The sequence below is a fragment of the Bradyrhizobium sp. USDA 4011 genome, assembly GCF_054063415.1.
In genome coordinates this window covers 2466497-2479080 of sequence record NZ_JBSSGG010000001.1, presented here as the reverse complement: position 1 = coordinate 2479080, position 12584 = coordinate 2466497, and the positions used below count along the sequence as shown (strand labels likewise).

The window sequence follows — 12584 nt, the reverse complement described above, 5'->3', positions numbered from 1 at the left end:
AGCCGCCGCACCCATAGTTGCCGTGGCAACGGCTGAAATTTGCGCGGGCGCCTGTCCCGTCATCCCCGCGCAAAGGCTCCGCCTTTGTCGCTGGAGGAGCGCGCTCTTGCGCGCGTCTCGAAGGATCGACGGCCACCGGCCGGGCCGTCGATCCTTCGAGACGCCGCTTCGCGGCTCCTCAGGATGACGGGACGACATTTCGCAGTGGCTCCCTAATTGGCCTTCTGCAGCGCAGCGGTCTGCTTGGCGAGCTGCTTGTCGAAATCCTGCTCCAGCCCCGCCACATAGGCGGCGTTTTCACCCGGCTTGACGAACGGGTTCGGCGCGCCGTCCTTCATCCGTGCGTGCTTGGCCTGCATGCCGTAGACCTCCGGATGCGGTCCGAGCAGCACGTCGACCTTCATCGCCTTGACCTTGGCGAAGGTCGAGCGGTAGTCGTCGACGATGCCGGGATAGGTCGGGCGGCCGACCAGCCGGTTCAGCGCCACCGTTCCGCTGCAGAAGAACAGCACGTTGCGCTGCTGGTTGCCGTCTTTCACCGTCATCTCCCAGCTGGTGCAGCCGGGCGAATGGCCGGGTGTCGTGTGCGCGGTCAGTGTCACGTCGCCGAGCGTCACCTTATCGCCTTCCTTGACGGTGCGGTCGACCTTGACCGGCGTAAAGGCAAGATCGGCGTTGCTCTCGTCGCCCGGATAATAGCCGCCTTCAAGCAGGGGCTTGTCGCGCTCGCCGGCGATCAGCTGCGCGCCGGTCTCCTGCTTGATCTCGGCAAAGCCGCCGGTGTGGTCGAGATGGGCGTGGGTGTTGAGGATATATTTGATGTCGCCTTCCTTGAAGCCGAGCTTCTTGATGTTGTCCTTGATCATGCCTGTCGACTGCTGCATCGCCGTATCCATCAGGATCAGCCCTTGCGACGTCTTGATGATATAGACCGCGATCCCGTCAGTGCCCACGTAGTAGATATTGTCGACCAGCTCGTACGGTTCGAACGGTGCGGTCCATTTCTTCATGACAACAGCCATGAAATCCTTGAGCGTCTGTGCCTGCGCCCCGGTTGCGATCAGCGCGAGCACGCACAGCGCGGCTGCGATCGTCCTCATGGTTGCCTCCCGATTTGTTGTTGTTTGTGCACGAAGGCGCACTATGCGTGCCGGCAACGCCGATCGCAAGCCGCGGACAGTAAGCAGCCGGACATGCCACCGCCTGTCCGGCGCATGCCTGTTCCGCGCTCAGCTCGCGTATTGTGCGATGCCGTTGCCGAACGACCAGTTTTCCTTGGCGACTTCGACCAGGTTGATGAAGATATCGTCCGGACGTCCCTGCAACAGGCTCTGGAAATCGTCCACGATCCGCTTGTAGAACGCCTTCTTCATCTCGACCGTACGCCCGGCATTCAGCGTGATCTGGATGAAGATGAGATCGTCGCTGTAGGTATTGCCGAGATAGCTTTCGGCGTAGTTCAAGTCGCCGCGATCATGCTCGGTGATGACCTGAAACTTGTCATTCTCGGGTACGTTGATCACCTCGCGCATTGCCTTGTAGACGATCTGGCCCAGGGTCTTGCGATATTCGGCGGACTTGCCGCGCTTCAGGTCGATACGAACGAATGGCATGGTGGTCTCCGTTGCTATGCGGGGCTCGGCCGGATCGGCCCCGTGTGATCGGGACGCTGCGACGGTGCGAATGCTCTCGCGTCGTCCGCTTGCGCCGGCGGCGTCGGGAATTCAGCGGGTCGCCTTGAAGGTCTCCCATCGCGCATCGCGCTCTCTTTGATATTTCGGCGTTCGCTCCGCGACTATGTCCGCCCATTGCAGCGGCTCGCCGCAGGCTTGGCAGACCGGACCGAGCCCGGCCGGCTTGCCGCAGGCAAGGTGCGTGTAGTTCATGGAAAGGCCGTCCCTGGACGACTTGCACCAGGTCTCGCCCCAGGCGCGGAGCGCGAACATCACCGGGAAGAACGCCTCACCCTTCTTCGTCAGATGATATTCGTGGCGCAGCGGATGCTTGTTGTAGACGCGCCGCGTCACCAGTCCGTCCGTTTCCAGCTTCTTCAGCCGTGCCGTGATCATCTGCGGGGTCGCGCCGGTGTAGGCCTGAATTTCCTCGAAGCGGTGGTTGCGCGCGAACAACTCGCGCAGCACCAGCACGGTCCAGCGATCGCCGACCACGGTTTCCGCGCGGGCCACCGGACAGAGCGTTTGGTCAGCAGGGTTACCCTTTGACTTTGCCATCACGTTTTCTTCATCGGCATTGTTACTATGATTTTCATAGTAATTTGCGCTATCGTCGGTTCGGGGGCAACGGGCATCTTCGGCCCGGTCCTTCACATTTCAAGGAGCGAGCCATGAGTGCTGAAAGCAAGGGTTCGAAGCCGGGTGTCGACATGAGGCTCGAAGTCGTCGTGATTCCGGTGTCCGACGTCGATCGGGCCAAGCGCTTCTACGAAAACCTGGGCTGGCGGCTCGACGCCGACTTCGTCAGGGCGGACGGCTCCCGCGCGCTGCAATTGACGCCGCCGGGCTCGCCGACATCGATCCATCTCGACAAAGGCTCGGTCCTGCCGCGATTCCTGATCGTGAACGACATCGAGGCGGCACGCGCCGAGCTGATCGCGCGCGGCGCCGATGTCAGCGAGGTGTTTCACCGCGGCGCGGAAGGCCGCATCAAGGGGCCTGATCCGGAACGGCCGAGCTATGGTTCACTCGCGACGTTCAGCGATCCCGATGGCAATGTCTGGCTGCTGCAGCAGGTCACGCAACGCCTGCCCGGACGCGTTGATACGGACCGCACGACTTTCAGTTCGCCCGCCGATCTTGCCGCCGCACTTCGCCGCGCGGCAGCCGCACATGGTGAGCACGAGAAGCGGACCGGCGGGCACGATGCAAATTGGCCGGACTGGTATGCCGACTACATCGTCAGCGAGCAGGCCGGCAAGCCGTTGCCCGAGTGAAAAGTCAAACAGGAGTATCCGTCATGGCCAAGCTTGCAATCGTTGCCACCGTCGAGGTCGCGCCGGGCAAACGGGATGAGGTGCTGCCGCTGTTGCAGGCACACCGTGCCCGCTCGCTGAGGGATGAGCCGGGCACGCTGCAGTTTGATGTTCTGGTGCCGCGCGACGACGCTTCGAAACTGCTGCTCTACGAGGTCTATCAGGATGACGCCGCGTTCGCGGCGCATCGCAATGCGCGATCGATCGCACAGTTTCGCGAGGAGACCGCCGACCTCGACGTCAACGTTGCCGGCACATGGTGCACGCCCGCCGAGTAGACGTTGTCGTCGCTGTCGCGGCTGCGCGATCAGACCATCTGACGCAGCAGGCTGATCAGGCGGCCGCATTCATCGTCCGTGCCGACCGTGATGCGCAGGAAATCCTCGATCCGCGGCTTCTGGAAATGCCGCACCAGCACGCCGCGCTCCCGCAGCTTTGCGGCGAGATCCGCGCCGCGATGGTCACCGTGGCGCGCGAACACGAAATTCGCATGCGACGGCAGCACTTCGAAGCCGAGCTCAGTGAGGCCGCGGGCGAGCGCCTCGCGAGTCCTGATGATGCGTTGCCGGGTTTCTTCAAACCATGCGTCGTCCTCGATCGAGGCGACGGCACCCGCGATCGCGAAGCAATCCAGCGGATAGGAGTTGAAGCTGTCCTTGACGCGCTCCAGCGCCTCGATCAGCGGGCGCTGGCCGACGGCGAAGCCGACCCGCAATCCGGCCAGCGCGCGCGACTTCGACAGCGTCTGGATCACCAACAGATTGTCGTGGTGCGCGACCAGCGGCACGGCGCTCTCGGCGCCGAAATCGACATAGGCCTCGTCGACCACCACCAGCCGGTCGGGATGCTCGGTGACCAGCGCCTCGATCGCGGCGCGCGGCAGCGCGATGCCGGTCGGTGCGTTGGGATTGCATAGCAGGATGGCGCTGTCCGGCCGCCGGTAGTCCGCAAGCTGTATCCGCATCGCGGCATCTAGCGGGACCGCCTCGTAGCCGACGCCATAGAGGCGACAATAGACCGGGTAGAAGCTGTAGGTGATGTCGGGGAACAGCAGCGGCGCGTCGTGCTTCAAAAGCGCCGGAAAGGCGTGGGCCAGCACCTCGTCCGAGCCGTTGCCGACGAACACCTCGTCAGACGTGACGCCGTAGCGCCTCGCGATCGCCTCGCGCAGGGCCGATGCGCGCGGGTCCGGATAGAGCCGCAGGCGATCCGTGGTCGCTGTGATCGCCGCCACCGCGCGCGGCGACGGCGGGTAGGGATTCTCGTTGGTGTTGAGCTTGATCAGGCCGTCGATCTTCGGCTGCTCGCCGGGCACGTATGGCGACAGATTGTGGACGACCGAACTCCAGAAGCGACTCATGATCTGCGATCCAGGGATGAATGCGATCACAATACGGAATACGAGGCGCTGATGAAAGCGCCTCGTTGTCCCGTCGCATTCTGATGTGGGTCGCGCTTGCGAGCTACCAGGTCGCCGTGCCCTTCATGGTCGGCTGGCCCTCGGCATTGGCGGTCCACAGCTCCATGCCGCCGTCCTTGTCGATGGCATTGATCGAGAACTCGCTGCCCTCGAACAGCGGCTGCACGCCGCGATAGGTGAGCTTCTTCGGCGGCTTGCCGCCGCGCAGCTTGGCGGCGAGTTCGACGATGAAGGAGGCCTGCAGCGGGCCGTGGAAGATCAGGCCCGGATAGCCCTCGACCTTGGTGACGTAGTCGCGATCGTAGTGGATGCGGTGGCCGTTGAAGGTCAGGGCCGAATAGCGGAACAAGAGCACCGGATCGGAGACGTGGCTCTCGCGATGCTGCGCAGTCGGGGGAGGCGGCGGCGCCTTGGCAGGCGCTGCGGCTTGTGTGCTCGTCATCTCGCGATAGACGATGTCCTGCCGCTCGCGCACCGCAAGCCCGCGCGAGGTCGTCACCTCGTGATGGACCGAGACGAAGCACAGCGTGCCGGTCGAGCCCGATTTCACCGTGACGTCGGCGATGCGCGAGGTGCGTTTGGCGTCGTCACCGATGCGCAACGCGTCGAAGAATTCGAGTTCGCCGCCGGCCCACATCCGGCGCGGCAGCGGCACCGGCGGCAGGAAGCCGCCGCGGGTCGGGTGGCCGTCGGGGCCAAGCTGCGACATCGGAAACACCGGCTGCGCCAGGCACCAATGCGTGGTCCACGGCGCGGCGTCGCCGGCCTTCGGCTCGCCGATCTCCTGGAACAGCGTCGCACGCAGTCCCATCACGAGATATTTGGTGACGACGTCGGAGGCCTCCTGGGAGCGGCCGATCCACTGGCGGAGATGATCAAGGTCGAGTTTATCGGTCATGACTGTGTTGCCCGGTCAGGAGGGATCTCAGGATCGTTGGATGCGCTCGCCGATCGCAGGCACCTTGCCGTAGTGCCTGTCCTCGCCGACGAAAATCGCGGCCGGTGCCGGATAGCTGACACGGCCGTTCGGCGTGTCGACCTCGACGCGGCGCAGATGCGGATGCCTGGCGAGGTCATCCATGCTGTTGACCTCGGCGAAGGCGATGTCGGCCTCGGCGAGCTTCGCCAGCAAGTCCTCGCGCGTCAGCCTGCCGAAACTGTCGCCGACGATCTGGTCGGTCAACGCGCGGTTGCGCACGCGCTCGACCATGTTGGCAAAGCGCGGATCGTCGGGCAGACCGGGCTGGCCCAGCACCCTGGCGCACAGCGTCTTCCACTCGCGCTCGCTCTGGATCGAGATCAGGATCTCCTTGCCGTCCTTCGAGCGGAACACGCCGTAAGGTGCGATCGAGGGATGGGCGAGGCCGATCCGCTTCGGCGACTTGCCGTCCTCGGCATTGAGCAGCGGCACGGTGAGCCAGTCGGCCATCACGTCGAACATCGAGATGCGGATATCGGCGCCCTGACCGGTGCGGCCGCGGCCGATCAGCGCCTCGAGGATCGAAGCATGCGCGGTAGCACCGGTTGCGACATCGACGATCGACATGCCGACGCGCGAGGCGCCCTCGGGGCCTCCGGTGATCGAGGCGAGGCCGCTTTCGGCCTGGATCAAGAGATCATAGGCCTTGCGATCGGCGTACGGACCGGTGTCGCCATAGCCGGTGATGGTACACATGATCAGTTTCGGATAGGCCTTGCGCAGCCGCTCCCGCGAGAAGCCGAGCTTGTCCATCGAGCCCGGCTTCAAATTCTGCAGCAGCACGTCGGCGCCCGCGATCAGCTCCTCGAGCTGCGCGCGGCCTTCCTTGGTGGCGAGATCGACCACCGCGGAATCCTTGCCGCGGTTGAGCCAGACGAAATAGCTGCTCTGGCCCTTCGCCGCGGCGTCGTAGCCGCGGGCGAAATCGCCCTCGGGGCGCTCGATCTTGATGACATGGGCGCCGGCATCGGCCAGGCGTGACGAGCAGAACGGCGCGGCAACCGCCTGTTCGACGGCGATGACGGTCAATCCCTCAAGCGGCAGCATGATTCTCGAAACTCAGTAGGAGCGGGGCATGCCGAGCACGTGCTCGGCGACGAAGGACAGGATCAAATTGGTCGAGATCGGCGCCACCTGGTAGAGCCGCGTCTCGCGGAACTTGCGCTCGACGTCGTATTCCTCGGCGAAGCCGAAACCGCCATGGGTCTGCACGCAGGCATTGGCCGCTTCCCAGGAAGCATCCGCCGCCAGCATCTTGGCCATGTTGGCCTCGGCACCGCAATCGAGCCCGGCCTCGTATTTGCGGGTGGCTTCCTTCACCATCAATTCGGCCGCGCGCATCGAGGCATAGGCCTTCGCAATCGGGAACTGGATGCCCTGGTTCTGGCCGATCGGCCGGCCGAACACGCTGCGCTCCTTGGCGTAGTTGGTCGCCTTCTGGATGAACCATTTGGCATCGCCGACGCATTCGGCCGCGATCAGGATGCGCTCGGCATTCATGCCGGAGAGGATGTAGCGGAAGCCCTTGCCTTCCTCGCCGATCAGGTTCTCCGCCGGCACCTTCATGTCGGTGAAGAACACTTCGGTGGTGGCGTGGTTCATCATGGTGCGGATCGGGCGAATTTCGAGGCCCTTGCCCTTGACCTCGCGCATGTCGACGATGAACACCGAGAGCCCGTCGGTGCGCTTCCTGGACTGCTCCTTCGGCGTGGTGCGCGCGAGCAGGATCATCAGGTCGGAATATTCGGCGCGGCTGGTCCAGATCTTCTGACCGTTGACGACGTAGTGGTCACCCTCGCGGCGCGCGAAGGTCTTCAGCGACGAGGTGTCGGTGCCGCTGGTGGGCTCGGTGACGCCGAACGCCTGCAGCCGCAATTCGCCGGTCGCGACCTTCGGCAGATACTTCGCCTTCTGCGCGTCGTTGCCGTGCCGCAGCACGGTGCCCATCGTGTACATTTGGGCGTGGCAGCCGCCGCCATTGCAGCCGGCGCGCTGGATCTCTTCGAGGATCGCCGCCGCCGCCGACAGCTTCAGGCCCGCGCCGCCATACTCCTCGGGGATCAGCACCGAGAGATAGCCGGCCTCCGTCAGCACATCGACGAACTCCTTCGGATAGGCCATCTGGCGATCGAGCTTGCGCCAGTATTCGCCGGGAAACTGCGCGCAGAGTTTTGCGACGGCGTCGCGGATGTCGGTGTGGTCGTCGGTGTGCTGATCGTGTGCGGTCATGATTTCGTTTTGCCGAGAGGTTGCGCCAGAGCGTTGTCGAGCGAAGCGGAAACCAGTTCGCGTGAGGAAAACGCCCGCTGTTGTGGGGTCCCGGTAAACTCCCTATGCTGTTTTGTTATAGCGTATGAACCTGCCTTCCAGGATTGGCAAGTATGGATTTCCGCCAGCTTAGGACCTTTGCGTGCGTCGCGGAACTCGGGAGTCTGAGCAAGGCATCCGATACCCTGCGGGTCGCGCAGCCGGCGCTGAGCCGGCAGATCAAGCTGCTCGAGCATGAGCTGCGCACCGAATTGTTCACGCGCAACGGCCGCGGCATGGTGTTGACCGATGCCGGCCGGCTGCTGCTGGCGCGCACCGGCGGTATCGTGCGGCAGATCGACCAGATCCGGGACGACATCCAGTCCGCGGGCGGCGCGCCGTCCGGGCGCGTCGTGCTCGGGCTGGTGCCGACGGTGAGCTGCGTGATCTCGGCGCGGCTGGCGCGGCGCACGGTGGAACGCTATCCCGGCATCTCGCTCTGCATCGTCGAAAGCTACAGCGGCCACCTGATCGAGTGGCTGCATCGCGGCGAGATGGACCTTGCGGTGATCTACGGCCCGTCGGTCGATCTGCACCTGGCGGTGCAGAGCCTCGGCCGCGACTCGATCGTCGCGGTCGGCCCGCGCGGCAGCGGGCTGAAGCAGAAGAAGCAGGTCGATATCGGCTGGCTGCTGCGCCAGCGCCTGGTGCTGCCAAGTCATTCGCACGGGCTCCGCGCCATGATCGAGCATGCGGCGGCGAAGAAGAAGGTGACGCTCGACGTCAAGCTTGAGGCGGATTCGTTCCGGGTGCTGACGAGCCTGGTCGAGGAGGGGCTCGGATACACCATGCTGCCGCCGTCCTCGGTGCGCGGCGAGGTCGCCGACGGCCGGCTCGAGACCGCGCCGCTCGCGCGGCCGGCGCCGCGGCGCGAACTGACCCTGGCCTCGCCGGTCGAGCATCCCGGCTCCAATGCCATCACGCTGATCGCCAAATTGCTGCGCGACGAGGTCGCCGCGTGCCGCGCCGAGGGGCTCTGGGATATCCAGCTCGCCTGAACGCGGCTTCGCATCACTTCACCTGGAAGCCGAGATGACCGCGGAAGCGGTTCTTCAGATAGGTGCCGTCGCGCGGCGGCAGCGCGCGCTCGACTTCACCGGCCGCGATGCGGATGCGCGCCAGCCGCGGACCGCCAGCGAGATCGCGCATATCAGCGCGGAAGCGTTCGATGCCTGCCAGGTCGGCGATGTCGGAGACATTGCCGATGCCCGCGCCGCTCGCGATCACCTCGAGCCTGGCTCCCAAGCCGGAATGGCTGAGCTGCATCCCGGTCTCGCCGAAATGGCCGTTGTCGAGCACCGCGATCGAGAGATTGCCGGGCTGCTTGGTGGCGATCGTCAGCAGGCTGCCGATCCCCATCAGCTGCTCGCCGTCGCCGGTGACGACCAGCACCGGGCGCTTCGGCTGCGCCAGCGCAAGGCCGAGCCCGACCATCGCGGCACCGCCCATCGCGCCCCAAAGATAGAAGTTGCCGGGGTGCTCGCCGGCATCGAACACGTCATAGGACGAAGAGCCGAGCCCGGAGATCACGAGCAGGTCGCCGCGCTCGGTGAGCAACGCCTTCACGGCGGCGCGGCGGTCGAGAGTGCCTGTTGGCGCTGACATCAATGCGTCTCCCTGGTCCACTTCTTGCGGCCGATCATCCGCTGCGAGATCAGCACCGCGACCTGCTGGTCGCCGTCATAGGCGAGCGAGGCGGCGGCCGAGATCACTTCCTCGGCGTCACCGGGGTGCTCCAGCCGCAGCACGGTGGTGCCCATGATCTCGAAGGCCTGCGGCGTCGCGCGGCCCATCGGGATCTGCCAGGGATTGAACTCGGCCCATTCGCCGCGCATCGTCACCAGCGTGAGCAGCGGAAAGCGGCAGCTCGCCATCAGCGACAGCATGTTGACGCAATTGCCGACGCCGCTCGACTGCATCAACAGCACCGCGCGGTCGCCGCCGAGCCAGGCGCCGGCGGACAATGCCACGCCTTCCTCCTCGGTCGTCAGCACCGTGGTCTTGATGTCGGCATCGGCGTGCGACAGCTTGATCAGCTTCGAATGTCCCGCGTCGGGAACGTAGGACACTTGAGCGACGCCAAAATTCTTCAGCGTGCGGTAGATCGCGACCGGCCAGTCGGTGCCGGTGGCGTTGTCCTGGTGAACGGCAATCTGGTCCATCGTGGCCTCGGCTAGGGGCGCGCAGTGGCGCGTCCTCACCGAAGCCCTTTACCGCGCGAGCAGCCTTGATCCCCTTCGCATCTGGCTCGCGCAGCTATACCGGATTTGTATATCCCCGTCAGCGCGGCCGGGACCCTCGAACTCAGGCGTTCGGCTGCAGAAACGAGCCGTATTGCTTGCTCGCGACGACCGCGGCGGCGGCCTCTCCAATGACGCGCATCGTCGCCATCATCGGCCATGGCACAAGGCTGACCCGGCGCACGCCGGCGCGGGCAAGCTCCGGGATTTCGGGAACGCCCCGCGTCACCATGATGTTGACCGGCAGCGGCGTCAGTTGAACGAGCCGCTCTGGGGCTACGGCCCGGCCGTCCGGCTTGGAGTCCGGCGCGCGCGTAAAAATCTCCGGCACGGGGTGCCGGCAAATTCGGCCATGATGTTGACGCGCGCTTCCAGGGATCGCCGGAAAGCGCCTCGCCAGGACGCTGGTTCTGGCCGATTGAGCGGGAAAAGCGAGGGATGCCGGCTTCGCCGGCAAGTGGTGGCCGTTGTCCCCGTGGCCGCCTGACCTGCACGATGTCTATCGCGGGTCGCATTTTTGATCTGGATCATAGAGCCGGTCGATCAGCGCAATACAGAGTAGCTCAACCCTCGCCATGCAAGGGGGACGTCTCAACCGGAAGAACCCCAAGGGATCATTGATGTGATTAATCTCGCAAGGATTGAACGCGATCCGAACTACCGGGAACTCGTGCGTCGACGGTCGTCGCTGGGTTGGAGGTTGTCGCTGATCATGCTTGTCGTCTATTTCGGCTTCATCCTGCTGGTGGCCTACGCTCCCAAGTTTCTGGGCACGCCACTGGGCAGCGGCGTGATGACGATCGGCATTCCGATCGGCTTGTCCGTCATCGTGCTCGCCTTTGTGCTGACGGGCATCTACGTGCGCCAGGCGAATTCCAGCTACGACGCCCTCGTTCGCAAGATTGTCGAGGGGAACCGCCCATGAAAAAGGTCTCCTGGCTTCTGACGCTTCTCCTCGTCGGCATGCCGACGTTCGCGCTTGCCGCAGGTACCATTGATGGCGGCTCAAAGCAGGCGATCAACTGGTCGGCGATCGGCATGTTCGTAGGCTTCGTCATGCTGACGCTCGTCATCACCTATTGGGCCGCAAAACGGACCGCGTCGGCTGCGGACTTCTACTCGGCCGGTGGTGGAATCACCGGCTTCCAGAACGGGCTGGCGATCGCCGGCGACTATATGTCGGCGGCCTCCTTCCTCGGCATCTCGGGCCTCGTCTACACCTCCGGTTATGATGGCTTGATCTATTCGGTGGGCTGGCTCGTGGGCTGGCCGATCGTGACCTTCCTGATTGCCGAGCAGCTGCGCAATCTCGGCAAGTTCACCTTCGCCGACGTCACCTCGTTCCGACTCGGACAGACCGACATCCGCATCCTGGCGGCGTGCGGCTCGCTGGTCACCGTTGCGTTCTACTTGATCGCCCAGATGGTCGGGGCCGGCAAGCTGATCCAGCTGCTGTTCGGTCTCGACTACTGGATCGCGGTCGTCCTGGTCGGCGGTCTGATGATGATCTACGTGACTTTCGGGGGAATGAAGGCAACAACCTGGGTGCAGATCATCAAGGCCGTGTTGCTGCTTGCGGGCGCGACGTTCATGGCCGGAGCCGTTCTCTACAAGTTCGGGTTCAGCCCGGAAGCGCTGTTCGCCAGGGCGACCGAGGTGCATCCCAAGAAGATCGCGATCATGGAGCCCGGCAGTCTGATCTCCAATCCGTTGTCGGCGATCTCGCTCGGCCTCGCGCTGATGTTCGGAACGGCCGGCCTGCCGCACATCCTGATGCGCTTCTTCACGGTGAAGGACGCCCAGGCTGCCCGCAAGTCGGTGTTCTATGCCACGGGCTTCATCGGCTATTTCTACGTTCTGACCTTCATCATCGGCTTTGGCGCGATCACGCTGGTGTCCACCGATGCGACGTTCCTGGACGCCTCCATCCTGGAGAAGACCAAGAGCGGCATCGCGGCCATCAAGGGCGGCTCGAACATGGCGGCTATCCATCTCGCGAACGCGGTGGGCGGCAACCTGTTTCTCGGCTTCATCTCGGCGGTCGCGTTTGCCACCATCCTGGCTGTGGTGTCCGGTCTGGCGCTGGCCGGTGCATCATCCATCAGTCATGACCTCTACGGCATGGTGATCAAGCGCGGTGCCGCCAACGAGCAGGACGAAATCCGAGTCTCGAAAATTGCGACACTGGTGCTGGGCGTGCTCGCGATCTTCCTGGGCATCGTGTTCGAGAACCAGAACGTCGCGTTCATGGTCGGCCTTGCGTTCGCCATCGCCGCGTCCTGTAATTTCCCGGTGCTGGTAATGTCGATCTTCTGGAAGGGGTTGACGACGCGGGGCGCGCTGATCGGCGGTTTCCTCGGTCTCATCAGCGCCGTGGTCGGTGTCGTTCTATCGCCGGCGGTGTGGGAGGCGACCCTGGGCTACGCCAAGGGTTCGGCGCCGATCAAGCTGGACAATCCCGCCCTGTTCTCGATGGCGATCGCCTTCGCCGGGATCTGGTTGTTTTCGATCCTGGATCGCAGCAAGCGGGCGGCGATCGACCGCGACGGCTTTGATGCGCAATTCGTCAGGAGCCAGACCGGTATCGGCGCGGCCTCCGCCACGACGCACTAAGAGGCCCTCAGGATAGCCCCTTCGGTCCCGGCCGGG

Annotated in this window: 15 protein-coding genes; 5 read left to right on the top strand and 10 right to left on the bottom strand. The window is 64.4% G+C overall.

Features of this window, described 5'->3' with window-relative positions; translation table 11 throughout:
- Nucleotides 1-212: 212 nt before the first annotated feature.
- The 3 genes from blaBJP to ACVW1C_RS11650 form a co-directional block, all read right to left on the bottom strand.
- Nucleotides 213-1100 (bottom strand): BJP family subclass B3 metallo-beta-lactamase, encoded by an 888-nt coding sequence (gene blaBJP, locus ACVW1C_RS11660; protein ID WP_456758534.1) that lies wholly within the window; start codon nucleotides 1098-1100, stop codon nucleotides 213-215.
- A gap of 129 nt (nucleotides 1101-1229) precedes the next feature.
- The gene (locus tag ACVW1C_RS11655) at nucleotides 1230-1613 is read right to left on the bottom strand and encodes a tautomerase family protein (protein ID WP_456758533.1); all 384 of its coding nucleotides are present in this window, start codon (nucleotides 1611-1613) and stop codon (nucleotides 1230-1232) included.
- Nucleotides 1614-1724: 111 nt separating this feature from the next.
- Nucleotides 1725-2231: a winged helix-turn-helix transcriptional regulator gene (locus ACVW1C_RS11650; RefSeq protein ID WP_456758532.1), complete on the bottom strand. Its 507-nt coding sequence runs from the start codon at nucleotides 2229-2231 to the stop codon at nucleotides 1725-1727.
- Nucleotides 2232-2344: 113 nt separating this feature from the next.
- Between ACVW1C_RS11650 and ACVW1C_RS11645 the strand changes: the two genes are divergently transcribed.
- Both ACVW1C_RS11645 and ACVW1C_RS11640 read left to right on the top strand, forming a co-directional pair.
- Nucleotides 2345-2950: a VOC family protein gene (locus tag ACVW1C_RS11645; RefSeq protein WP_456758531.1), complete on the top strand. Its 606-nt coding sequence runs from the start codon at nucleotides 2345-2347 to the stop codon at nucleotides 2948-2950.
- A gap of 23 nt (nucleotides 2951-2973) precedes the next feature.
- Nucleotides 2974-3267, top strand: coding sequence for a putative quinol monooxygenase (locus tag ACVW1C_RS11640; protein WP_456758530.1), 294 nt, complete (start codon nucleotides 2974-2976; stop codon nucleotides 3265-3267).
- A 29-nt stretch (nucleotides 3268-3296) separates the two neighbouring features.
- Here ACVW1C_RS11640 and hisC read toward each other — a convergent pair whose 3' ends face one another.
- The 4 genes from hisC to ACVW1C_RS11620 form a co-directional block, all read right to left on the bottom strand.
- Nucleotides 3297-4349: a histidinol-phosphate transaminase gene (gene hisC / locus ACVW1C_RS11635; RefSeq protein ID WP_456758529.1), complete on the bottom strand. Its 1053-nt coding sequence runs from the start codon at nucleotides 4347-4349 to the stop codon at nucleotides 3297-3299.
- Between the two features lie 103 nt (nucleotides 4350-4452).
- Nucleotides 4453-5307, bottom strand: a complete 855-nt coding sequence (locus ACVW1C_RS11630) for an FAS1-like dehydratase domain-containing protein (RefSeq protein ID WP_456758528.1) — start codon at nucleotides 5305-5307, stop codon at nucleotides 4453-4455.
- 27 nt (nucleotides 5308-5334) lie between these two features.
- Nucleotides 5335-6435, bottom strand: a complete 1101-nt coding sequence (locus tag ACVW1C_RS11625; protein ID WP_456758527.1) for a CaiB/BaiF CoA transferase family protein — start codon at nucleotides 6433-6435, stop codon at nucleotides 5335-5337.
- A gap of 12 nt (nucleotides 6436-6447) precedes the next feature.
- Entirely contained in the window at nucleotides 6448-7617 is a 1170-nt protein-coding gene (locus tag ACVW1C_RS11620; RefSeq protein ID WP_456758526.1) for an acyl-CoA dehydrogenase family protein, read from the bottom strand.
- A gap of 152 nt (nucleotides 7618-7769) precedes the next feature.
- Here ACVW1C_RS11620 and ACVW1C_RS11615 point away from each other — a divergent pair, with 152 nt between their 5' ends.
- The gene (locus tag ACVW1C_RS11615) at nucleotides 7770-8693 is read left to right on the top strand and encodes a LysR family transcriptional regulator (RefSeq protein ID WP_207832298.1); all 924 of its coding nucleotides are present in this window, start codon (nucleotides 7770-7772) and stop codon (nucleotides 8691-8693) included.
- A gap of 13 nt (nucleotides 8694-8706) precedes the next feature.
- On the opposite strand, the gene ACVW1C_RS11610 is transcribed toward ACVW1C_RS11615, so the two are convergent.
- The 3 genes from ACVW1C_RS11610 to ACVW1C_RS11600 all read right to left on the bottom strand — a co-directional run bounded on the left by ACVW1C_RS11610 (nucleotide 8707) and on the right by ACVW1C_RS11600 (nucleotide 10266).
- Nucleotides 8707-9300 (bottom strand): thiamine pyrophosphate-dependent enzyme, encoded by a 594-nt coding sequence (locus ACVW1C_RS11610; protein ID WP_456758525.1) that lies wholly within the window; start codon nucleotides 9298-9300, stop codon nucleotides 8707-8709.
- On the bottom strand, nucleotides 9300-9857 hold the full coding sequence (locus tag ACVW1C_RS11605) for a phosphonopyruvate decarboxylase (protein WP_456758524.1): 558 nt from the start codon (nucleotides 9855-9857) through the stop codon (nucleotides 9300-9302). Before ACVW1C_RS11605 ends, ACVW1C_RS11610 begins: the two co-directional genes overlap by 1 nt.
- A 142-nt stretch (nucleotides 9858-9999) precedes the next feature.
- The gene (locus ACVW1C_RS11600) at nucleotides 10000-10266 is read right to left on the bottom strand and encodes a hypothetical protein (protein WP_456758523.1); all 267 of its coding nucleotides are present in this window, start codon (nucleotides 10264-10266) and stop codon (nucleotides 10000-10002) included.
- A gap of 291 nt (nucleotides 10267-10557) precedes the next feature.
- On the opposite strand from ACVW1C_RS11600, the gene ACVW1C_RS11595 reads away from it, so the two are divergent.
- Together ACVW1C_RS11595 and ACVW1C_RS11590 are read left to right on the top strand one after the other, a co-directional pair.
- Nucleotides 10558-10860 carry a DUF485 domain-containing protein gene (locus ACVW1C_RS11595; protein ID WP_456758522.1) on the top strand — a complete coding sequence of 101 codons (303 nt, stop codon included), beginning with the start codon at nucleotides 10558-10560 and terminating at the stop codon, nucleotides 10858-10860.
- Nucleotides 10857-12548 (top strand): cation acetate symporter, encoded by a 1692-nt coding sequence (locus ACVW1C_RS11590; protein ID WP_456758521.1) that lies wholly within the window; start codon nucleotides 10857-10859, stop codon nucleotides 12546-12548. The genes ACVW1C_RS11595 and ACVW1C_RS11590 overlap by 4 nt, the downstream gene beginning before the upstream one ends.
- Nucleotides 12549-12584 lie beyond the last annotated feature (36 nt).